The following is a 21,602-nucleotide window of genomic DNA, read 5'->3' as shown; positions in this document are numbered from 1 at the left end:
CGGATTATTGGCGGATACGTTTCGGTTTTGCCGGCACGATTTCGCGGATGATGACTTGCGGCTCGGCTTTGGGTGCGGGCGGCGGACAGGCGGCATCTTTCGGGAAGACGGGGTTCCAGTAGAAGCTGCGGGCAAATTTGTCTTTATCGAAAATCACTTTGTATTGGCAGGTAGTAACATCTTCTACGCCGGAAGTGTTTTCAGGGTCGATACCTACGCCCGGGGTATGGAAGTGGAACAGGTAATCCCATTCGCGCACGCCGTACATACCTTCGTCGTAATGCGGGCGGCCCAGGATTTTGTAGATGTCGTCTTTGGTCAGGCCGGGGCGCATCTGATCCAGTTCGTCATAAGTCGGGAATGTGCCGCGCTTGTTGTCGAGCGTTACGGAATAGGGTTTCGGGAAAACCGGATTGTCGGTCGTGCCGTCGGCTTTGACGTTGCTTTTGGTTGCGCAGGCAGACAGAACGCCCGCCGCCAATACTGCCAAGCCCGGTTTGACGATTTGTTTGATTTTCATATGCAGAATCCTCTTTTACCCGATGCCCGTCTGCCTTTTGTTCGGAAGAGCCGCATCAGGAGAGTTTTAAACATTTGATTTTGGTTTGTAATATTAGCATAAAAAACGTGCGTATCAATAAACGCGGTGTATTTGTACGGCATACGGAATAATGCGCGTGCGAATTTACGCATCCTGCCGGCAATCTGCCGATTCGCCGCTTCCGGCAACCTGTTATAATTGATGCCGACTTTATTTTTCCAACGTTTTTAAGCGAAAACAGAATGACTATGCAAGAACAATATCAACCCGCCGCCATCGAGCCTGCGGCGCAGAAAAAATGGGACGACGCCCGTATTTTCAACGTCTCCGAAGACGCTTCCAAACCCAAATATTATTGCCTCTCCATGTTCCCCTATCCCAGCGGCAAGCTGCATATGGGGCATGTGCGCAACTACACCATCGGCGATGTATTGAGCCGCTTCAAACTTTTAAACGGCTTCAACGTCATGCAGCCTATGGGTTGGGACGCGTTCGGCATGCCGGCGGAAAACGCGGCGATGAAAAACAACGTCGCCCCTGCCGCTTGGACGTACGATAACATCGAATACATGAAAACCCAGCTCAAAAGCCTGGGTTTTGCGATTGACTGGGCGCGCGAAACCGCAACCTGCAAACCCGAATACTACCGCTGGGAACAATGGCTGTTTACCAAGCTGTTTGAAAAAGGCATCGTCTATCGCAAAAACGGCACGGTAAACTGGGACCCGGTCGACCAAACCGTCCTTGCCAACGAGCAAGTTATCGACGGACGCGGCTGGCGTTCCGGCGCATTGATCGAAAAACGCGAAATCCCGATGTATTACTTCAAAATCACGGATTACGCCGAAGAACTGCTCAACGACTTGGACAAGCTGGAACACTGGCCGGAACAAGTCAAAACCATGCAGCGCAACTGGATCGGTAAATCTCGCGGTATGACCGTGCGCTTCGCCGTTTCAGACGACAGCAAACAAGGCTTGGAAGGCGATTACGCGAAATTCCTGCAAGTTTATACCACCCGTCCCGACACGCTGATGGGCGCGACTTATGTTGCCGTTGCCGCCGAGCATCCGCTGGCAACCGCCGCAGCCGCCGACAAACCCGAATTGCAGGCATTTATTGCCGAATGCAAAGCCGGTTCGGTTGCCGAAGCTGATATGGCGACGATGGAGAAAAAAGGCGTGCCGACCGGCCGCTACGTCGTCAACCCGCTCAACGGCGACAAGCTGGAAGTGTGGATTGCCAACTATGTATTGTGGGGCTACGGCGACGGCGCGGTAATGGCGGTTCCGGCGCACGACGAACGCGATTTCGAGTTCGCCGCCAAATACAGCCTGCCGAAAAAACAGGTCTTACAACGCGTAACAATCGGACTTTCGCCAGAGCAAGAAGAAGCTATGGGTTTTGGTGGCGGTTCCGGATGTGGTGCTGGTTATGGTGATGGTAGTGGTTCCGATTCAAGAGATTTGCCGTTTATGCCTAATAAATGGCAAGCATGGTATGGAGTCAAAGATGACTTCATGGTCTTAATCAACTCAGGTGAACTGGACGGCATGAATTATCAGACAGCATTTGATGCTGTCGCCGCTAAATTACAAGCTATCGGAGCTGGCGAACCGAAAACCCAATACCGCCTGCGCGACTGGGGCATTTCGCGCCAACGCTACTGGGGCTGCCCGATTCCCATCGTCCATTGCGAACAATGCGGCGACGTACCCGTCCCTGCCGACCAATTGCCGGTCGTTTTGCCTGAAAACGTCGTACCCGACGGCATGGGTTCGCCGCTGGCAAAAATGCCCGAGTTTTACGAAACCACCTGCCCATACTGCGGCGGCGCGGCAAAACGCGAAACCGACACCATGGACACCTTCATGGAATCAAGCTGGTACTTCTTCCGCTACATGTCGCCAAAATTTTCAGACGGCATGGTCGATCCTGCCGCCGCGAAATACTGGGGCGCGGTCGACCAATACATCGGCGGCATCGAACACGCGATTTTGCACCTCTTGTACGCGCGTTTCTTCACCAAACTGATGCGCGACGAAGGTTTGGTCAATGTTGACGAACCGTTTGAACGCCTGCTGACGCAAGGCATGGTCGTTTGCGAAACCTACTACCGCGAAAACGACAAAGGCGGCAAAGATTGGATCAACCCCGCCGATGTCGAGCTGACTTTTGACGACAAAGGCCGCCCTGTTTCCGCCGTCCTGAAAGTCGACGGACTGCCCGTCGTCATCAGCGGCACGGAAAAAATGTCCAAGTCCAAAAACAACGGCGTCGATCCGCAAGAACTGATTAACGCCTACGGCGCAGACACCGCCCGCCTGTTCATGATGTTCGCCGCACCGCCCGAACAGTCCCTCGAATGGAGCGACAGCGGCGTCGAAGGCGCGCACCGCTTCCTGCGCCGCCTGTGGCGTACCGTTTACGAATACTTGAAGCAAGGCGAAGCAGTCAACGCGTTCGCAGGCAGCCAAGACGGTTTGTCTAAAGAACTCAAAGACCTTCGCCACAAACTGCATTCCACCATCGCCAAAGTCAGCGACGACTACGGCCGCCGCCAGCAGTTCAACACTGCCATCGCCGCCGTGATGGAACTGCTCAACCAATACGACAAAACCGACACCGGCAGCGAACAAGGCCGCACCGTCGCCCAAGAAGTATTGGAAGCTGCCGTACGCCTGCTGTGGCCCATCGTGCCGCACATCTGCGAAACCCTGTGGAGCGAATTGAACGGCGCGAAACTGTGGGAAGCTGGCTGGCCGGCAGTCGACGAAGCCGCCTTGGTCAAATCCGAAATCGAAGTGATGGTTCAAGTCAACGGCAAACTGCGCGGCAAAATCACCGTCGCCGCCGACGCCTCCAAAGCTGACCTCGAAGCCGCCGCACTCGCCACCGAAGGCGCGGTGAAATTCATGGAAGGCAAGCCCGCGAAGAAAATCATCGTCGTTCCCGGACGCTTGGTGAATATCGTCGTCTAAGCCGCTTTTAAGGTTTAGCCATACGGATAAAGGCCGTCTGAAACTTGGAAACAGGGTTTCAGACGGCCTTTTTAAGGCAGATGGAGTTGTCTGCATTACAGACCTCAAATATAGTGGATTAACTTTAAACCGGTACGACGTTGCCCCGCCTTGCCCTGCTGTCTGCGGCTTCGTCGCCTTGTCCTGATTTTTGTTAATCCACTAAAACTGAAATCTCAAAATCCAAAACATGAATTTATTTTTCGATACCAAATTGGGAAAGCAACAAAATAAAGCAACCCATAAAATCCGTGTAATGAGCGAGGCTTGGCTGGAAAAAAACGGCTACTGTCCCTGTTGCGGAAGCAAGCCGATGCAGAGATTTGCCAATAACAAACCTGTTGCAGACCTCTTTTGCCCAAATTGCCACGAGCAATATGAATTAAAGAGTAAAAATCAAAAAACCATAGGCAACAGCGTGCCTGACGGTGCATATCACACCATGTTGGAGCGCATCCGGTCAGATACCAACCCCAACTTTTTCTTTCTTGCATATAAAAAAGCGGATTACTCCATACGGCAATTGGTGCTTGTACCCAAACATTTCATCACGCCGGATATGATTATTCCCAGAAATAAAGGCATTAAAAACCGGCCGCACCATATTATGTGTTCCATCAATCTCGCCCCTTTGCCTGAAAGCGGAAAAATATTCTTAATAGACGATTCCCGCATTATCGAACCCGAAACCGTTCTGAAAAAATGGCAATCCAACCTGTTTTTACGCAACCAAAATGCGGAGCGCAAAGGCTGGCTTCTGGCTGTTATGAAATGTATCGACCAACTCCCCGAAGAATTCACATTGTCGCAAATGTATGAATTTGAAAACAAACTATCCATCCAATTTCCCCAAAACAACCATATCAGAGACAAAATCCGCCAACAGTTGCAAATTCTGCGCGACCAAAATACGATCGAATTCATTGGTCGCGGACTTTACAAAAAAATCGACAAATTGCGTCCGACTCTCAAGGCGTTTTGATTTCAAATCATGATACTGAATTCACAAGGGATATTTATTCTTCTGTCATTCTGAAAACAGTTGAAGTACAGCGCAATATTGCCGCCAAAGGTAGTAGTCGTAAGAAAGTCGGAGAATTATTGGCAATTTATGCGTGATTTCGACAAATTGGCTGAAGAAGCTGCCGAACACGCCGCTGAAGGCGCGGTGAAATTCATAGACGGCAAGCCTGCCAAGAAAATCATCGCCGTACCGGGCAGACTGGCAAACATCGTGGTGTAAATCTTTTTAAAAACATTAAACAATGTTAAGATGCCGTCCGAAATCCGTTTTGGATTCAGACGGCATTTTTTTGAAATTTAATTTTTTAAGGAGTAAACCTAAATATGAAATTTCCTTCCTTCCTTCCTTTAAACGGATACTCTGCCTGTCGGCAGTAATCTCGGTATTGGGGGCTTGTACGGTCGTTGCTGATGTTTACGGTCAGGATTCCGCCACAATGAATGCTGCGGCTGCCGAAGATTATATGAAAACGGTTGAGTTGAACAAGTCTGCCGGCAATGTCGATACTACATCCAAAACAGCCCGTAGGGTGCAGGCAGTATTTCGACGTATGTTGCCTTATGCCGATGCGGCAAATAATACCGGCCATAAGTTTGACTGGAAAATGACGGTTTTCAAAAACGATGAGCTGAACGCGTGGGCAATGCCCGGCGGGAAAATGGCGTTTTATACGGGGATAGTCGATAAACTTAAGCTGACCGATGGCGAAATTGCCGCCATTATGGGGCATGAAATGACGCATGCCCTGCATGAACACGGTAAAAATAAGGTCGGGCAGAAAATCTTGACTAATATGGCGGCGCAGATAGGCACGCAGATTATATTAGACAAAAAACCGGACACTAATCCGGAATTGGTCGGATTGGGTATGGATATTTTGGGGATGTACGGCATTACCTTGCCTTATAGCCGCAGCTTGGAAGAAGAAGCCGATGAGGGGGGAATGATGTTGATGGCGCAGGCAGGCTATCATCCGGCAGCCGCTGTCAGGGTTTGGGAAAAAATGAATCAGGAAAACGACCAAAACGGCTTTATTTATGCTATTACCTCTACTCATCCGACAAACAATGCCCGTATAGAAAATCTAAAACGGTTGTTGCCGACCGTTATGCCGGTTTATGAGCACAGTGTTAGAAATAAGGGGCGCGTTAATAAAAACCGTCGGCGTTAAGGGAAGGGAGTCGAGAATTTGAGCCGTTGTTTCAAAATGCCGTCTGAAATCGTTTGAGATTCAGACGGCATTTAAACAGTTCTGAGCCCCGCCCGTTTTGCCTTCAAGCCCGCGCCGCTTAAATCCAATCCCCCTGCAACGGGCGCAAAAAAATCCCCGTGCCTCGCGGTCGGGGATGTTTCGGGTTTCGCGCCCGTCTGCGCCGTGCCTTGCTGTCGGGCTATGTCGTCTGCACCGCCGCCGTTTCGGCTTGGTTTGATGCGGTCGGGCATTTGTGCGGCTACGCCCTGATATTCAGTTCGGCGGTCTTGCCTGTTTCGTCAGGCATATTCAGCAGCGCGTCTATTGTGAACTTGCTGATTTTGCCGTTTGCCAAGCCGGTTACGCAATGGCTTCGATGCCCTTGTTTTTGACGATGGTCAGCAGCTTCAACGCCGCGCCGCTCGGCTTTTTAACGCCCCGCTCCCAAGCCGAAACGTGATTTTTTCCCACGTTGAGATAGATGGCGAAAGCGGCTTGCGATAGTGCCTCCTTCTCCCTGATTGCCTTGATGTCTCCGCCGCTCAACGGTTTGATTTCGGTCAGGCAGGACTTGTCAAAGCCGCGCATAGTCTTTTTGTCGATTGCGCCGATGTTGTAAGCCCCTTCCATCATTTCATGAATGGCGGCTAATGCCTCGCTTTTGTATTTCATGATTCTATCTCCGTGATAATGCCGTCTTCTTTCAAAGCCGCCAGCTCTGCCCGCGTGTATTTCAGATAATATGCGGCGGCTTTTCGGTAAACGTCCAGTTCTTTATCCGAAATGTTTTCCCTGTCGTTCTTGGCAAAGGCGTAAACGAAAAATGCCCTATCTGCCTGTTTGAACAATATCAGGCTGCGATAGCCGCCGCTTCTGCCTTGTCCTTGCCTTGCTATGCGCTGCTTAATCACACCGCCGCCTAAATCTGCGTCTATCAGCCCGTTATCCGCCCGCTCTACCGCTTCCAGCAGCTCGGAATCGTTGATTTTGTGCTTCTTGGCAAATTTCACTATCCATTGGTTTTTGAATATCCGCATTGTGTAGCCGTTGATTAGTGATACTTGGAATTATACCAGAGACAGACAACACGGCAAGCTGCCTTTTTTATGCCCCGCAATTTCTCCGTTTATGCCGCCTGAAACACTGGCGGCTAACCTGATTATTTTTTAATCAATCGCTTTTAATGGCTCAAATTGCGTTTTTAGCGCGTTTCGCTGTCTTCCTATGCCCCCATATATAACCAAGTGGTTTAACCGCCATTCCTGCTCAAAATAGGCGCGGTTCCGTGCGTTTTGGCTTTTCATTCCGCTACGCTCCCACTGCCAAGACGGTGAAAAACCGGAAAACCCCAAAAGTTGTTACCGATTCGTTACCATTTGTTACCGCATTTGTTACCAATTTTTTATCTTTTTCTTATTTTATAGTGAATTAAATTTAAACCGGTACGGCAAGGCGAGGCAACGCCGTACCAGTTTAAATTTAATCCACTATAGTATAGGTTTTTTCCAAAAACCCAAAAAAACCGCTCTGCATCTTGGACGGTTTCCCCCTCATTCCCTACGGTGCGTCAGTATTCCCCGCAAGCTATTTCCCGCTTGGCATTCCTGATTTGGTGGTCGTTCAGCTTTATTTTCACGTATTTTTCGCGGTATTTTCGGATGCCGTAAAAAATCAGGTTAGTTCAATTAGGGCGGATTGGACGGGATTGTACGGTCAGGAAGGGGGGGCGGCAGGATAACAATCAGCCTGAAAGCCTTGTATTGATTGGGATTGGTTGATGGCATCAGGCAGGATTAAACGAAAAAAACGCTTAGAATTTCTAAGCGTTTTGTGTGTTGGTGCCGACAGCGAGATTTGAACTCGCACAGCCTACGGCCACTACCCCCTCAAGATAGCGTGTCTACCAATTTCACCATGTCGGCATTTGAAAAACTGTTATTTCTGCTGCTGAGGAACAGGGGCAGAAGGTTCGGTATTGCTTACGGGTTTGGGTGCTTGCTGAGTTTGTTGTACGTTGCTGAAGTCCAAACCGTGTTTTGTCGTGTGGGTGTGAATATACACCATAGCCATGCAGGTTGCAAAGAAAAATGTTGCTGCAACGGCGGTCGAGCGGCTGAGGAAGTTAGCGTTGCCGGCAGAGCCGAATACGCCTTGCGCGCTGCCGCTTCCCGATCCGAAAGTCGCGCCGGCATCCGCGCCTTTGCCGTGTTGGAGCAATACTAACACGATGACGGCCAAAGCGGAAATTATATTAACAATCCAAATTAGGGTTTTGAAGGCTTCCATATTTTTCTACGCATTTTGTGCGGCACTGATGATGGCGGTAAAGGAGTCGTACGACAATGACGCGCCGCCGACGAGTGCGCCGTCCACATAAGGTACTGCGAAGATGTCGGCCGCGTTGTCCGCTTTCACACTTCCGCCGTAAAGGACGCGGATTTTAACATCGCTTCCGCACAAAGACAAGATTTCTTTGTAGATGAATGCGTGCATATCGGCAATCTGTTCGACGGTGGCGACTTTGCCGGTGCCGATCGCCCAGACGGGTTCGTAGGCGACGGCGATGTTTTTGGTGTCCAGTCCTTGCAGGATGGAAAGCTGATGGGCGATGACTTCGTGTTCTTTGCCGGCTTCGCGCTCTTCGAGGCTTTCGCCGACGCACAATAACGGGATGAGTCCGACGTTGAGGACGTTTTCCATTTTGCGGCGTTGGATTTCGTTTTTTTCGCCGAAATAAAGGCTGCGTTCGGAGTGTCCGATGAGGACGATGTCTGTGCCGGTGTCGGCGAGCATTTCGGCGGACACTTCGCCGGTGTACGCGCCGTTGTCGGGGAAGCGGCTCACGTCTTGGGCGCAGGTGAGGATGCGGTTGTTTAAGACGATTTGCATGGCGTTGTGCAGTTGCAGCAGGTAAACGGTCGGGGCGGCGAGTCCGATGAGGACGCGTTCGGCGGTGGGGAGGATGCGGAAGCGGTGCATGAGCGAATTGTTGTTCTGGAGCCGGCCGTTCATTTTCCAGTTGCCGATGACCCATTTTTGATCCCACATTCCGATTTGGTGATACATCTTTTTTGCTCCGTGTCGTGTTTTTTCTGTCTGCCGCGTGTGGCGCGTTGCAATGTGAAGTTTAGTGGATATGCGGCGGGTTCGCAACTTGGGGCGGGCGGCTGCGGGGGCGGTTTGGAATGTTGTTTCGGGCAGGTTGTTTTATAATGGCCGCCTGATATGTATGCAACTATAGGAGATGTGATGCACGCGCTTCATTTTTCGGCTTCGGACAAGGCCGCGCTTTATCGGGAGGTGTTGCCGCAGATTGAGTCTGTGGTGGCGGACGAGACGGATTGGGTGGCGAATTTGGCGAACACGGCGGCGGTTTTGAAGGAGGCGTTCGGTTGGTTTTGGGTGGGTTTTTATTTGGTCGATACGCGTTCGGACGAATTGGTTTTGGCACCGTTTCAGGGTCCTTTGGCGTGTACGCGGATTCCGTTCGGTCGCGGGGTGTGCGGTCAGGCTTGGGCGAAGGGCGGGACGGTGGTCGTCGGGGATGTGGACGCGCATCCCGACCATATTGCCTGTTCGTCTTTGTCGCGTTCGGAGATTGTCGTGCCGCTGTTTTCAGACGGCCGCTGTATCGGCGTGTTGGACGCGGACAGCGAATATTTGGCGCAGTTTGATGAGACAGATGCTTTGTATTTGGGCGAACTGGCGAAGATTTTGGAGAAGCGGTTTGAGGCTTCGCGTCAGGCGGCTTGAGTGATGGAAAGGGGCGGGCGGCGCGTGCCGAAGTTGGCGCGGCGGGAGTGTGGTTTTATAATGCCTGCCATTGTTGAAACAATTATTTGACGGAGCACTAAATGGATTTTGAAAAAGCGCGGTTCAATATGGTCGAACAGCAAATCCGTCCTTGGGATGTATTGGATTTTGATGTGTTGGACGCTTTGGCGGAGATTCCGCGCGAGCTTTTTGTCGATGAGGACTTGCAGGGTTTGGCGTATGCGGATATGGCACTGCCGCTTGCCAACGGGCATAAGATGCTGGAGCCGAAAGTCGTGGCGCGGCTGGCGCAGGGCTTGAAGCTGACGAAAAACGATACGGTTTTGGAAATCGGCACGGGCTCGGGCTATGCGACCGCGCTTTTGGCAAAATTGGCGGGCAAAGTAGTCTCGGACGACCTCGATGCCGAACAGCAAAACCGCGCCAAAGCGGTGTTGGACGGCTTGGGTTTGGACAATATCGATTATGTGCAAAACAACGGGTTGACCGAACTTTCCGCAGGTGCGCCGTTTGATGCGGTTTATGTCGGCGGTGCGGTAAACCTTGTGCCTGAAGTGTTGAAAGAACAGTTGAAAGATGGCGGACGCATGGCGGTTATCGTAGGCCGCAAGCCTGTTCAGCGCGCGCTTTTGATTACGCGCAAGGGCGATGTGTTTGAAGAGAAGGTGCTGTTCGATACTTTGGTGGCGCATTTGGACGATAAGGATACCGATCCGTTTGGCGGTTTCGATTTTTAAGATGTTGACAGGTCATGCCGTCTGAAAGCGGATTTGGGGCTTCAGACGGCATTTTGCTTGGTTTTTTGGGATTTTTGCGATGGATATTGTGCAACTTGGGTCGGCGGAATTGAAGGCGTGGATGGACGAAGGGCGGATGTTTTGTTTGTTGGACGTGCGTACGGATGAAGAAGCGGCGATTTGTTCGCTGCCCGATGCGCTGCATATCCCGATGAATCTGATTCCGCTGCGGCAAAATGAGTTGCCGGACGATGTGCCGCTTGTGGTGTATTGCCATCACGGTATCCGCAGCCTGCATACGGCGATGTATCTGGCGGACGCGGGTTTTGAAAACCTGTACAACCTTCAGGGCGGCATCGACGCGTGGGCGGTTGAGGTTGACGCGGAAATGGCGCGTTATTGAAGGCGGCTTCAGACGGCATTCCTTAAATGCGTGTACCTGTGGTGTTCCAAAAGGTCGTCTGAAAGTGCAGCTTCTGCGAAGCTAAAGCGCGGTATCAACGAAGTTAAAATTTGCCTGAACCTTAAAGGCAGCCTGCACCCCAATCCCCTCTCCCCGTGGGAGAGGGCTAGGACGAGGCTGGCAAACTGAAAGTTTGCTTGGGCGGCATTTTCAATGTGCAGGCTGCTTTTATAGTGGATTAACAAAAATCAGGACAAGGCGACGAAGCCGCAGACAGTACAAATAGTACGGAACCGATTCACTTGGTGCTTGAGCACCTTAGAGAATCGTTCTCTTTGAGCTAAGGCGAGGCAACACCGTACTGGTTTTTGTTAATCCACTATAGCTTCGCAGAAACTCCGTTTTCAGACGACCTTATTTAAACCGATAGGTAAACGCCGCGTTCACTGTCCGCAGTGCGCCGTAGCTGTGGCGGTCGGGCTGGGTGCGGTAGTGTTTGTTGAACAGATTGTCCACGTTCAGCGACAGTTCGGCGCGCGGATTGAAGCGGTAACGCGCCATGATGTCGGCGACGGCGTAGGCTTTTTGGCGGCTGTTGTCGGCGGCGCGGGCTTTGGCGGCGGGGTTGGGGATGCGGAGCGTGGCAGGGTCGGTGTGGGTTTCGCTCTGCCAGCGCACGCCTGCGCCGATGGTCCAGCCGCTGGGGGCTTCGGGGGCAAAGTGGTAGGCAGTGAAGAGTTTGAAGCTGCGTTCGGGTACGCTGTCGGGGTTCAGGCGGCTGCCGTCTTGGTCGCGGGTTTTGCTTTGGCTGTAACCTGCCTGTATCTGCCATTCGGGCGTGATGCGGCCGCCGACTTCGATTTCCCAGCCGTGGGTTTTGGCTTGGTTGGCGGCGCGGTAGTAGGTGTTGCCGCTCGGGTCGCGTCCTGCTGCGGTGGCGAGGTTGTTTTTACGGGCGCGGTACACGGCGGCGGATGCGTTCAGACGGCCTTCAAGCCATTCGCCTTTGATGCCGGCTTCCAGATTGTTGCCGGTTACGGGTTTCAGGTAGCTGCCGTGTTCGTCTTTTTGCGATTGCGGGACGAACAGGCTGCTGTACGAGCCGTAAAGCGACAGGTTGCCGGTCAGGTCGAACACGATGCCTGTGTAGGGGGTGAAACGGTTGGCGGACACATAGGTCATGCCTTGTGTGCGGCTGTCGTAGCTGCCGGTGCGGTAACGGCTGTATCTGCCGCCGAGTATCAGCGAAAGGTTGTCGGCGGCGCGGAAACGGGTGGCGAGATAGCCGCCGATTTGCCGCCTGGTGCCGTATTGCGGGATGGTTTGGGCAAACGATGCAGGCTGCGGGTAGGCACCCGTGCGGGAAAATTCGTAGGCGTTGGGAATGGCGTTGGGGATGATGCTGCGTTCGCCGTATTTGTTGCTGGCGTATTTGTAACCGTTGATACCCGCGATTAAATCGTGTTCGCGGCCGAACAGGCGGTATTTGCCGATCAATGACACGCTGGCGCTGTGGGTGCGCGGGTCGGCGTGCCAATAACCGGGAATCAGGTCGGTGGCGGCGGTGTTGTGGTCGATGGAAAGCACGCCTGCTACGCCGTAGGGCTGGCGGAAGCGGCTGCGGGTGTAGTCGTATTCGGCTTTGAGTTTCCAGTCTTGGTTGAAGCGGTGTTCGATGCCGGCGAACAGGTTGAGCGCACGGTGGCGGCTGTTCGCCCAATTTGTGGCGGGGTTGTCTTTCGGGCCGAAGGCGGTGGCATAACCTTGGCTGTCGTACACGGCGTAGCTGAGCGGCGCGTCGGCGGTTTCTTTCGCCTGCTGGTAGTCCATGCCTGCGTGGACGCGGGTTTGCGGTGCGATGTCGTATTCCAAAATGCCGTAGAGTTCGGCATCGCGGCTGCGTTCGCGCTGCCGCCACGAGTCGCCGCGTCCGAAGGTGGAAACCAGGCGGCCGCGCAGCGCGCCTTCGGCATTCAGGCTGCCCGATACGTCCGCGCCCAGCCCGAAATGTTTGCGGTTGCCCGCTTCGGCGCGGACTTCAAACAATGGCTTGCGGGTCGGGCGTTTGCGCACCAGATTGACGGTGGCGGAAGGCTCGCCCGTGCCGTCCAGCAGCCCCGCCACGCCGCGCACGACTTCTACGCGCTCATAGGCGGCGGTGTTGGCATTGCCCGTATCGGCCAGCGCGTCGGCAACGGGGATGCCGTTGATTTGGTAGTTGGCGATGCGGCTGCCGCGCGCGAACAGGTAGTTGTAGCCCGCGCGGTCGGAGCCGTAAATCTGGCGGCTGGTGCCGGTCGCCTGCAACAGGGCGCGGTCGAGCGCTTTGATGTTTTGGTCGCGCATTTGTTGCGATGTGATGACGCTGACGCTCTGCGGGATTTCGCGCAGGGTCATGGGCAGCCCGAGCGGGGTGTGCGTGCCGGAAACAGTGTAGCCGTCGTTGGAACTCGCGGTGCGGTCGGCGGTAACGGTGATGGTCGGCAATTCAGTGCTTTCCTGCGGTTTGGGGTCGTCTGAAACAGAAACATCGGCCTGCGCGTACACGGGCAACAGGGCGGCAAACAGCAGGGAATATTTGAAGCGTGTCATGGGATTTCCTTTGTGTGTTGGTGTGCGGTGGGGTTGTATTTTCGGCATATTGATTGAAGGTGCAGGCTGCTTTTAGCTTCGCAGAAACTCAGCTTCCTTCGGAAACTTCGTTTTCAGACGGCCTCGGACGGGTCGGACAACTCAATCAGCACCAACGAGCAGCCGTTTTCCGAACGCGGGCGGTGCGACACCGACTTCGGCACGACCGCCATCTCGCCCTCGCGTATCGTCATGCTGCCGCCGTCGGCGAAGTCCACCGCCATGTCGCCCTCCACGGCAAACAGCACTTTGTCGCTGTATCCGTGCGTATGCCAGCCGTAATCGCCCAAAAGTTTGACCAAACGGAATTGGAACCCGTGGCGGTTGATGATTTCGGGCTGCCAGTATTCTTTGATGGCGGCAAGGTGCTGTTTCAGGTTGATGGTTTCGTTTTGCATGGGGTTCTCCTATGGGTTGGGTGGTTTACGATGCGGTTTGTCGTTTTGGCTTCGTTCAGTGGGCGGAGTTGTAACGAAAGCGTTATCGACTTTGATGCAAGCCTGCGGCTTACCGCCCTCTCCCTAACCCTCTCCCACAGGGAGAGGGGACGGGTTGCCGTAGCCTCGCTGTTTGCCGCATAAACTCGGGTGCGGGCTGCCATCGGTCTGAACTTTGATTCAGCCGTTCGATGCGTGTGCCTGTGGTGTTCCAAAAGGTCGTCTGAAAACGGAGCTTTCGAAGGAAGCGGAGTTTCTGCGAAGCTAAAACGGAGCTTCTGAAATCGCAGCTTCAACAAGAGTTAAAAATCGCCTGAAGCTTAAAGACAGCCTGCACCCCAATCCCCTCTCCCTGTGGGAGAGGGCTAGGGAGAGGGCGGCAAACCGTAGGTTTGCTTGGGCGGCATTTTCAACGTGCAGGCTGCTTTTCGATTTTTTGCAGCTTCGGTTTTAGCTTCGCAGAAACTCTGCTTCCTTCGAAAGCTCCGTTTTCAGACGACCTTTCAGTTTTCAGTGCACACAGGCTTTGTGAAAGCGTTATCGACTTTGATGTAAGCCTACGGCTTACTGCCCTCTCCCTAACCCTCTCCCACAGGGAGAGGGGACGGGTTGCCGTAGCCTCGCTGTTTGCCGCATAAACTCGGGTGCGGGCTGCCATCGGTCTGAACTTTGATTCAGCCGTTCGATGCGTGTGCCTGTGGTGTTCCAAAAGGTCGTCTGAAAACGGAGCTTTCGAAGGAAGCGGAGTTTCTGCGAAGCTAAAACGGAGCTTCTGAAATCGCAGCTTCAACAAGAGTTAAAAATCGCCTGAAGCTTAAAGACAGCCTGCACCCCAATCCCCTCTCCCTGTGGGAGAGGGCTAGGGAGAGGGCGGCAAACCGTAGGTTTGCTTGAGCGGTATTTTCAACATACAGGCTGCTTTTCAATTCGTTGAAACCGCACTTTAGCTTCGCAGAAACCCCCCGCTTCCTTCGGAAGCTCCGTTTTCAGACGACTCCCTACTCTTTCCCCGCCGCAACGGGTTCTGCCTTTTCAAACGCCTCCTTCAACTGCTCCGCCGCCTGAATCAACTGCCGCGAGCCGCCCGCGACAATGTAGTTCGCGGCAGGCATGACGATGATTTGCTTGCGCTTCCAAGCGTTCGTGCCGCGTACCAGCGCGTTATCCAATACTTCGACAGCCGCCGGCCCTTCCTGCCCGATGGCGGCGGTACGGTCGATGATGAAAATCCAATCGGGGTTTTTCTCTTTGATGTATTCGAAGGAAACAGGCTGCCCGTGCCCCTCGTTGCGTAAAGATTCGTCTACAGGCGGTAGGCCGATGTCGCCGTGTATCCAACTTGCCAACCGCGACTGCGTGCCGAAGGCGGACACCTTGTTGCCCGTAACCGACAGCACCAGCCCGCGTCCTTTGCCTTTGGCGGCTTCGCGCGTTTGGGCGAACAGCGCGTCAATCTGCGCCTTCAATTCCGCCGCGCGCGCTTCCTTGCCGAAAATCCGCGCCAAGGTCTCCATCTGCTTTTCGCCGCTGGTGCGGATATTGCCGTTGTCCACCGTCAGATCTATGGTGGTCGCGTTTTTCGCCAACTGTTCATACGCTTCCGCGCCCGGCCCGCCGGTAATGACAAGCTGAGGATTGTAGCGGTGCAGGGCTTCGTAATCGGGCTCGAACAGCGTCCCCACCGTTGCCGCCTTGTCAAATGCAGGCTGCAAATAATCCACGCGCACCGGCGCGGTGGTTGCGCCCACATTCACACCCAATTCGGTCAGCGTATCCAACGCCGCCCAGTCGTACACGGCGACGCGTTCGGGATTCTTCGGCACAACGGCATCGCCCCGCGCGGTCGGCACGGTCAGTGTGGCGGCAGATGCGGATGCGGCGGATACAGTTTTTTCGGCGGCAGGTTCGGGCGAACAGGCGGTCAGCAGGACGGCGCAGGCTGCCCAATAAAAACGCGGTTTCACGGTGTGCGGTTCCTTTGCATACGAATAAGAATGTTTATTATTAAGCAAACAACCTGCAGAAACCACGCCGCAAAACGCAAAATTCCCGATACGGCAAAACAAATTCCCGATACGGAAAAGGTCGTCTGAAACACCCTTTCAGACGACCTTTTCCGTTTCAACCAATCCCTGCGCTTGATTATTGGTAATAATTCCTATTTAATTCATTTGTTAGACAACTCGTTCCTATCCAATCATGAACACCGCCGCCATCTACCGCCAGTACCAAACCTATGTCCGCTCCGATAAATCCGGCTGGGCGTTGGACGGCTGTTCCGACAGCGCGCTCATTGCGCAGGCAAAACAGCCCGGTTTGCATCTGGAAATGTGCATCAACCGCTTCGACTCGGGCATCACCTTGTCGCGGATGCGCGGCGGCGGAACGGGCGCGTTTCCCACCGAAATCCACAATTTCAGCCACAACTGCGCCTTGTTCGTCATGGTGTCGGGGCAGAACCGGTTACAAATGGGCGGCAGGGAATACCGCCCGTCTGCCGGCGAAATCTGGCTGGTACGCGGCGAGTTGGCGGACGTATCCGAAACCCTGCTGCCCGACAACAGCGGCATGTGCGCGCTGCATTTGGATTTTTCGCTGGAAAAACTGCGCCGCTGGCACGACGAAGGCTTGCTGGACGAACGCCTGTTTTCGCCGCAAACGATAGGCCGATTCGCCCTGCAACGGCTGGCGCAAAACGCAGCGGCACTGACGGCGGCGGCCTGCCCACTGCTGCAACGCTCGTTCGAATCGGACGGCTTCGGCCTGCTTGCCGACGAAGCCGCCGCGCTGGAACTCTCCGCCCGATTATTGCGCTTCACCTTCCGCCGCCACGACAACGGTTACCGCCGTCGGCGCATAGACGAAGCCGCCGACATCCTGCAACACGAATTCGCCCGTCCGCTGACCATCGCCGAAATCGCCCGCCGCGTCGGACTGAACGAATGCTACCTGAAACGCTATTTCAAAGCGCAAACCGGCGAAACCGTCGCCGGATGCCTGCGCCGCCTGCGGCTGGAACACGCGCTCGCCCTCATCGAATCCGGCAGCACCGTCCAAGCCGCCATGCACTTTTGCGGCTACCGCCACGCGGGACGGTTCAACGAAGCGTTCAGACGGCATTACGGATTTTTGCCTTCGGATGTGAAGAAGTGCTGATGGGGCCGGCGGCATAGATATTTTGATTTGAAACAACCATTAAAAAAGGTCGTCTGAAAAAGCAGTTTCAGACGACCTTTTTTCATTCGCGGCGGCAGTGCCGCTCCCCGCCCTTAGCCCAAAAACTCTTTCAAAAACAGCAACACGCAGGCGAGTTCGTCGGCGGATTCGCGTTGGGTGCCGTTGCCGGTATGGCCGCCGCCGTCAGGTGAGTAGAGCCAAGATTGCGCGGAGGTTTCGCGCAGTTTGGCGTAGAACTTGAGCGCGTGGGCAGGATGGACGCGGTCGTCGCTGAGGCTGGTGGTAATGAGCGCTGGCGGATAATCGATGCCGTCTGAAAGATTGTGATACGGCGACAATTCGCCCAACCGGCATTTGCAGACTTCGTATTTCTGCGGGTTGCCGTATTCGTCCGTCCAGCTTGCGCCGGCGGAGAGCAGCGGATAGCGGATCATATCGGTCAGCGGCACTTCGCACACCAGCGCGCCGATGCTTTGCGGTTCGCGCACGAAGGCGGCGGCGGTAATCAGGCCGCCGTTGCTGCCGCCCTGCAAGCCGATGTGTTGGGGCGAACTGATACCGCGTTCGGACAAATCGCGCACGACGGCAAGCAAATCGTCGACGCTTTTGTGTTTGCTGATTCCCTGCGCCGCCTGATGCCAGCGCGGGCCGAACTCGCCGCCGCCGCGGATGTTTGCCAACACAAAGGCATTGCCCTCTTCCAGCCAATATTTGCCGACGCTGCCCAAATAATGCGGCAACTCGGGAATGCCAAAACCGCCGTATGCATAAACCAAAGTCGGCGTGTCGGGGGCGGCGTTTTTGCCGACGTGAAAATAAGGAATACGCTCGCCGTCGGCCGAAGTCGTCCAAAACTGCTGCACGTTGATGCCGTCTGAATCGAACTGCTGCGGCTGACGGCGCATGACGGTCAGTTCCATCACGTTCAAATCCAGCGCAAACAGCGTCAGCGGCGTAGTGAAATCACTGGCGGCAAGGTAAACCACATCGCCGCCCCATGGCTGGTCGGTCATTTCCAACGCGCCCGAAGGCAGGCGCGGTAGTTCGACTTCCTGCCATTTGCCGTCGGCAAACCGCCACGCTTTCAGACGGCCTTGTACGTTTTCCAGCAGGCTCGCCACCACAAAACGCTTGGTCGTTTCCACGCTTTCCAATGCCTGCGTTTCATCGGGCGCAAACAAAAGCTGCGCCGCCCCGAGTTCGCCTCGGTTTAATTTTACTGCCACCAATGCGCCGCTCGGATAGCTTTGGTTCGCGCGGTGCCAGTCTTTACGCAATGTCAGCAAAAGATGTCCGGCTAGATAGCCGGCCACGTCGCAATCGTTGGGCAGGTTTAACGGTTTCGCCTCGCCTTCCGACGACACCTGCAAATAGGTTTTGGTGTAAAAACCGTCCGACGCTTCAATCAAATCAATCGGCGAACCTTGCGGATCGAGATAACGCCACGCGTTCACCATCATTGCACCTTTATCGATTTGATACACAGGCAGGCTTTCCTCGAAACTCTTGCCGCGTTCCACCAGCCACACCTCGCGCGGATAGCCCGATTCGGTCAACTGGCGTTCGCCCCAAGCCGGACACCCCCACACGCTGTTTTCATCGCGCCACGACACATGGTTTTTGCCTGCCGGAAAGTGAAAACCGCCTTCTACCAACTCCCCTGCTTCCAAATCCACTTCCAGCGTGTACGCCGTATCGCCGCCCGATTTGCTCAGTGTTAACAACGCACGGTTGGGCTGTTCCACCAAGTGCGACACGCCGCCCAAATATACATCGTCGCCGAGCAATTCGTCGAAATCCGCCACTGAAAACAGGATTTTCCACCCGGGATAGCCGGAACGGTATGTCGCCGCGGTACACACGCGGTACACGCCCTTCGGATATTCTGCGTCCTGATGGAAATGGTACATCCGCGCGCGGTGTTCCTGACAAAACGGAATCTGCCGCGTGTCCTGCATTTGATTCAAAATGCCGTCTGAAAGCGCGCGCGCCTTGTCGTTGTTTAAAAAACGCGCGCGCGTTTCGGCATTCGCTTCAGCAGCGAAGTTTTGCGTTTCGGCGGAATCGAGGTTTTCAAAATGGCGGTAGGGGTCGGGGTAGGATTTCATCGGGGTCCTTGAGGGTTGGGCAGGTCTTTATAATCGGGGAAATGCCGTCTGAAACGGGGTTCAGACGGCATTTCTGCGGCGGCTTTCCGTTGCGGTCAGCGGTGCAGGCGACGTACCAGAATATGTGAGTTTCGTCCGTTGCTGCGGTAGTCTTTGCGCCGCGTTTCGGGCAACTCGTCTTCCGATGCCGTCTGAAAGCCGCGTTCGGCAAACCATTCGCCGGTATTTGTGGACAGTGCGAACAGCCTGCTTATGCCTATGCCGCGCGCCTTATCGATAATGTGGGCAAGCAGGCGTTCGCCGTAGCCGCCGTCCTGTGCCTGCGGCGAGACGGCAAGGCAGGCGATTTCGCCGCAATCGGCTTCGGCAAAGGTTTTCAGGGCGGCGCAACCGTACAGGTTGCCGTCGTGTTCGAGGATGGAAAATTCGGAAATGTGGTTTTCGAGGTATTCGCGGCTGCGGTGCAGCAGGATGCCCTGTTCTTCCAGCGGGCGGATGAGGGCGGCGATGTGCGGGATGTCGCCGCTGTGCGCCTGCCGGATGGAGACGAAGGCTTCTTTGGCAATGGATGTGCCGATGCCGTTGCGGGTGAAGAGTTCTTGCAGCAGGCTGCCGTCGGAGGCACCGTTGAGGATTTGGACGCGATGCACGCCGCCTTCGAGCGCGGCAACGGTGGACGAAATCAGCCGTCGCGTTTCGCCGCCGGCGTGTTCCGCCAGCGATTGCGCTTCCTGTGCCGAGAGGGTTTCGGCGAGCGTGCCGTCGGGGCGGGAAATGCCGTCTGAAAGGGTCAGGTAAACGAGTTTTTCGGCCTGAAGCGAGACGGCGACGGAGGCGGCGGTTTGAAGCATATCGAGATAGAAGGTCTTGCCGCCGTAGGAATGTCCGAGCGGCGGCAGCCAGACGATATTGCCCGCGTCGAGTTGGAAACGGAGGGCGGCGGTGTCGGTTTTGCGGATAACGCCCGCGTACTCCATATCGGTTCCGTCAATCACACCTATCGGACGGGCGGTCAGGAAGTTGCCCGATATGAGCGGGACGGAAGGCGCGCGCGCGAACCCGGAAACGCTGCCGCACAATGCGGCTTCAAAACGGCTGCGGACGGTGCCGGCAAACTGCTGCGCCTGTTCGAGCGAGGTTTCGTCGGTAACGCGCAAGCCCCGGCAATAATGCGGCGTGCGGCCTTGCGCGGCGGCGTGGCGGTCGAGGAAGTGGCGCGCGCCGTGGATGAGGACGAGCCTGATGCCCAGTTGCGACAAAAGCCCGATGTCGGCGGCGAGCTTGTTTAAGGTATCACCTTCGAGCAGGCGGTCGTCTATGCCGGCGACCAGCGTTTTGCCGCGCATTTGGCGGATGTAGGGGGCGGCTTCGCGGAAGTGGGCGACAAAGAGGTCGGGCGCGCTCATAGGATGACGAGGTAGGAAAGCTGCATAATGAGGACGATAAGGGCAAACAGGGTTGCAATCGTCCAGTTGAACCCATCCTGACGGGCGGGCGCGGCGGGCGGTACGGTAACCTGCGGTGCGGCAGCAGGGGTGGCGGCGGTTGCGGGCGGAATATCGGGCTGGGTTGTGCCGCCGTTGAGGATGCCGGCGATTTCGTCACGGGAAATCTGTTTCTTGCCGATGGCGCTCGTGCCGATGCGGTGAACGAGTTTGACATCCGAAACAGCTTCGGGCAAATCGTTGAATATGGGTTCTTTCGTGCTTGCCAGATGGTCTTTGGCTTTAAACATTCCTTCGCATTTTTGGCAGACGACGAAGCCTTGGGCGACATTGAGTTGGGTTTCTTTGACCCAGAGACGGGTTTTGCAGTGGGGGCAGAAACAGGCGGGCATGGTATTTCCTCGTGTGTGTCAGGTTTGATGCCGTCTGAGGCGTAAGGCGGTTCAGACGGCATATGCTTTGTTTTTATTCTACGCCGTACTGCCGACGGTAGGCTCGGACGGGTTCGAGGAACTGTCCGAATTCGGGGTTGTTTTGCAACAGAATAAACAAATCGTTCAGGCTGGCGATGGGGGCGACGGGCAGGCCGTATTGTTTTTCCACTTCCTGAACCGCGCTCAATTCACCCGTGCCTTTTTCCATGCGGTCGAGCGCGATGGCGACACCGGCGGGGGTTGCACCCTCCGCTTCAATCAGTTTGATCGATTCGCGTACGGATGTGCCGGCGGAAATCACGTCGTCGATAATCAGCACGCGCCCTTTAAGCGGCGCGCCGACCAACACGCCGCCTTCGCCGTGGTCTTTGGCTTCTTTGCGGTTGTAGGCAAACGGGACGTTCACGCCTTTTTCCGCCAGCATCATCGCGGTTGCCGCCGCCAAAATAATGCCTTTGTAGGCGGGGCCGAACAGCATATCGAATCGGATGCCGCTTTCAATGATGGATTGTGCGTAAAATTTTGCCAGTTGCAGCGTGGACAAGCCGTCGTTAAAGAGGCCGGCATTGAAGAAATAGGGCGACCGCCGTCCGGCTTTGGTGGTGAATTCGCCGAATTTCAAAACATTTTGGGCGAGGGAGAATTTGAGGAAATCTTGGCGGAAATCGGTCATTTTGTG

The 21,602-nt window shown here is 54.9% G+C and carries 20 protein-coding genes, 1 tRNA gene and 2 pseudogenes; 9 read left to right on the top strand and 14 right to left on the bottom strand.

Features of this window, described 5'->3' with window-relative positions:
- Window positions 1–4 precede the first annotated feature (4 nt).
- A complete protein-coding gene (locus IUJ45_RS04860) occupies window positions 5–520 on the bottom strand; it encodes an outer membrane protein assembly factor BamE (RefSeq protein WP_002218011.1) in 516 nt (171 codons plus the stop codon).
- A 269-nt stretch (window positions 521–789) separates the two neighbouring features.
- On the opposite strand from IUJ45_RS04860, the gene leuS reads away from it, so the two are divergent.
- From leuS to IUJ45_RS04840, 5 genes and pseudogenes are all read left to right on the top strand, one after another.
- Window positions 790–3,522 (top strand): leucine--tRNA ligase, encoded by a 2,733-nt coding sequence (gene leuS, locus IUJ45_RS04855; protein ID WP_082308642.1) that lies wholly within the window; start codon window positions 790–792, stop codon window positions 3,520–3,522.
- A 229-nt stretch (window positions 3,523–3,751) separates the two neighbouring features.
- Entirely contained in the window at window positions 3,752–4,543 is a 792-nt protein-coding gene (locus tag IUJ45_RS04850) for a DpnI domain-containing protein (protein ID WP_002246441.1), read from the top strand.
- A pseudogene (locus IUJ45_RS11065) lies at window positions 4,507–4,680 on the top strand (restriction endonuclease); the annotation flags it as partial. The gene IUJ45_RS04850 and the pseudogene IUJ45_RS11065, both read left to right, overlap by 37 nt.
- A 13-nt stretch (window positions 4,681–4,693) precedes the next feature.
- Window positions 4,694–4,804: pseudogene (locus IUJ45_RS04845) on the top strand (leucyl-tRNA synthetase); the annotation flags it as partial.
- A 22-nt stretch (window positions 4,805–4,826) separates the two neighbouring features.
- Complete coding sequence (locus tag IUJ45_RS04840) at window positions 4,827–5,756, top strand: M48 family metallopeptidase (protein WP_195182884.1); 930 nt, start codon at window positions 4,827–4,829, stop codon at window positions 5,754–5,756.
- A 71-nt stretch (window positions 5,757–5,827) separates the two neighbouring features.
- Here the strand turns inward: IUJ45_RS04840 and IUJ45_RS04835 are convergent, their stop codons facing one another.
- From IUJ45_RS04835 to tpiA, 6 genes are all read right to left on the bottom strand, one after another.
- A complete protein-coding gene (locus IUJ45_RS04835) occupies window positions 5,828–6,028 on the bottom strand; it encodes a hypothetical protein (protein WP_025461143.1) in 201 nt (66 codons plus the stop codon).
- Window positions 6,029–6,137: 109 nt separating this feature from the next.
- Complete coding sequence (locus tag IUJ45_RS04830) at window positions 6,138–6,449, bottom strand: helix-turn-helix domain-containing protein (RefSeq protein WP_002218002.1); 312 nt, start codon at window positions 6,447–6,449, stop codon at window positions 6,138–6,140.
- Window positions 6,446–6,814, bottom strand: a complete 369-nt coding sequence (locus tag IUJ45_RS04825) for a type II toxin-antitoxin system RelE/ParE family toxin (RefSeq protein ID WP_002214681.1) — start codon at window positions 6,812–6,814, stop codon at window positions 6,446–6,448. Before IUJ45_RS04825 ends, IUJ45_RS04830 begins: the two co-directional genes overlap by 4 nt.
- Window positions 6,815–7,613: 799 nt before the next feature.
- Window positions 7,614–7,699, bottom strand: a tRNA-Leu gene (locus IUJ45_RS04820).
- A gap of 13 nt (window positions 7,700–7,712) precedes the next feature.
- Complete coding sequence (gene secG / locus IUJ45_RS04815) at window positions 7,713–8,063, bottom strand: preprotein translocase subunit SecG (protein ID WP_002214678.1); 351 nt, start codon at window positions 8,061–8,063, stop codon at window positions 7,713–7,715.
- Window positions 8,064–8,069: 6 nt separating this feature from the next.
- The gene (gene tpiA, locus IUJ45_RS04810) at window positions 8,070–8,843 is read right to left on the bottom strand and encodes a triose-phosphate isomerase (RefSeq protein WP_002218000.1); all 774 of its coding nucleotides are present in this window, start codon (window positions 8,841–8,843) and stop codon (window positions 8,070–8,072) included.
- A 183-nt stretch (window positions 8,844–9,026) separates the two neighbouring features.
- On the opposite strand from tpiA, the gene IUJ45_RS04805 reads away from it, so the two are divergent.
- The 3 genes from IUJ45_RS04805 to IUJ45_RS04795 all read left to right on the top strand — a co-directional run bounded on the left by IUJ45_RS04805 (window position 9,027) and on the right by IUJ45_RS04795 (window position 10,691).
- The gene (locus IUJ45_RS04805) at window positions 9,027–9,530 is read left to right on the top strand and encodes a GAF domain-containing protein (protein WP_002241958.1); all 504 of its coding nucleotides are present in this window, start codon (window positions 9,027–9,029) and stop codon (window positions 9,528–9,530) included.
- Between the two features lie 101 nt (window positions 9,531–9,631).
- Window positions 9,632–10,288, top strand: a complete 657-nt coding sequence (locus IUJ45_RS04800) for a protein-L-isoaspartate O-methyltransferase family protein (protein WP_002247088.1) — start codon at window positions 9,632–9,634, stop codon at window positions 10,286–10,288.
- Window positions 10,289–10,367: 79 nt separating this feature from the next.
- On the top strand, window positions 10,368–10,691 hold the full coding sequence (locus IUJ45_RS04795; protein ID WP_002247146.1) for a rhodanese-like domain-containing protein: 324 nt from the start codon (window positions 10,368–10,370) through the stop codon (window positions 10,689–10,691).
- Window positions 10,692–11,105: 414 nt separating this feature from the next.
- On the opposite strand, the gene tdfF is transcribed toward IUJ45_RS04795, so the two are convergent.
- The 3 genes from tdfF to IUJ45_RS04780 all read right to left on the bottom strand — a co-directional run bounded on the left by tdfF (window position 11,106) and on the right by IUJ45_RS04780 (window position 15,723).
- The gene (gene tdfF, locus IUJ45_RS04790; protein ID WP_082308641.1) at window positions 11,106–13,283 is read right to left on the bottom strand and encodes a TonB-dependent iron piracy receptor TdfF; all 2,178 of its coding nucleotides are present in this window, start codon (window positions 13,281–13,283) and stop codon (window positions 11,106–11,108) included.
- Window positions 13,284–13,396: 113 nt separating this feature from the next.
- Window positions 13,397–13,720, bottom strand: a complete 324-nt coding sequence (locus tag IUJ45_RS04785) for a cupin domain-containing protein (protein ID WP_002219840.1) — start codon at window positions 13,718–13,720, stop codon at window positions 13,397–13,399.
- A 1,037-nt stretch (window positions 13,721–14,757) separates the two neighbouring features.
- A complete protein-coding gene (locus IUJ45_RS04780) occupies window positions 14,758–15,723 on the bottom strand; it encodes a siderophore ABC transporter substrate-binding protein (protein ID WP_002221536.1) in 966 nt (321 codons plus the stop codon).
- 235 nt (window positions 15,724–15,958) lie between these two features.
- On the opposite strand from IUJ45_RS04780, the gene IUJ45_RS04775 reads away from it, so the two are divergent.
- Window positions 15,959–16,915: a helix-turn-helix transcriptional regulator gene (locus IUJ45_RS04775; RefSeq protein WP_002221535.1), complete on the top strand. Its 957-nt coding sequence runs from the start codon at window positions 15,959–15,961 to the stop codon at window positions 16,913–16,915.
- 113 nt (window positions 16,916–17,028) lie between these two features.
- Here IUJ45_RS04775 and IUJ45_RS04770 read toward each other — a convergent pair whose 3' ends face one another.
- The 4 genes from IUJ45_RS04770 to pyrE form a co-directional block, all read right to left on the bottom strand.
- Window positions 17,029–19,044 (bottom strand): prolyl oligopeptidase family serine peptidase, encoded by a 2,016-nt coding sequence (locus tag IUJ45_RS04770; RefSeq protein ID WP_082308640.1) that lies wholly within the window; start codon window positions 19,042–19,044, stop codon window positions 17,029–17,031.
- Between the two features lie 95 nt (window positions 19,045–19,139).
- Window positions 19,140–20,450, bottom strand: a complete 1,311-nt coding sequence (gene argA, locus IUJ45_RS04765) for an amino-acid N-acetyltransferase (RefSeq protein WP_002246434.1) — start codon at window positions 20,448–20,450, stop codon at window positions 19,140–19,142.
- Complete coding sequence (locus tag IUJ45_RS04760; RefSeq protein ID WP_002246433.1) at window positions 20,447–20,881, bottom strand: MJ0042-type zinc finger domain-containing protein; 435 nt, start codon at window positions 20,879–20,881, stop codon at window positions 20,447–20,449. Before IUJ45_RS04760 ends, argA begins: the two co-directional genes overlap by 4 nt.
- Window positions 20,882–20,954: 73 nt before the next feature.
- The gene (pyrE, locus tag IUJ45_RS04755) at window positions 20,955–21,596 is read right to left on the bottom strand and encodes an orotate phosphoribosyltransferase (RefSeq protein WP_002217982.1); all 642 of its coding nucleotides are present in this window, start codon (window positions 21,594–21,596) and stop codon (window positions 20,955–20,957) included.
- Window positions 21,597–21,602: the final 6 nt, after the last annotated feature.

It is taken from the genome of Neisseria meningitidis (assembly GCF_022869645.1).
GTDB classification, from domain to species: Bacteria; Pseudomonadota; Gammaproteobacteria; order Burkholderiales; family Neisseriaceae; genus Neisseria; species Neisseria meningitidis.
This window is presented reverse-complemented; position numbering and strand designations above follow the sequence as displayed.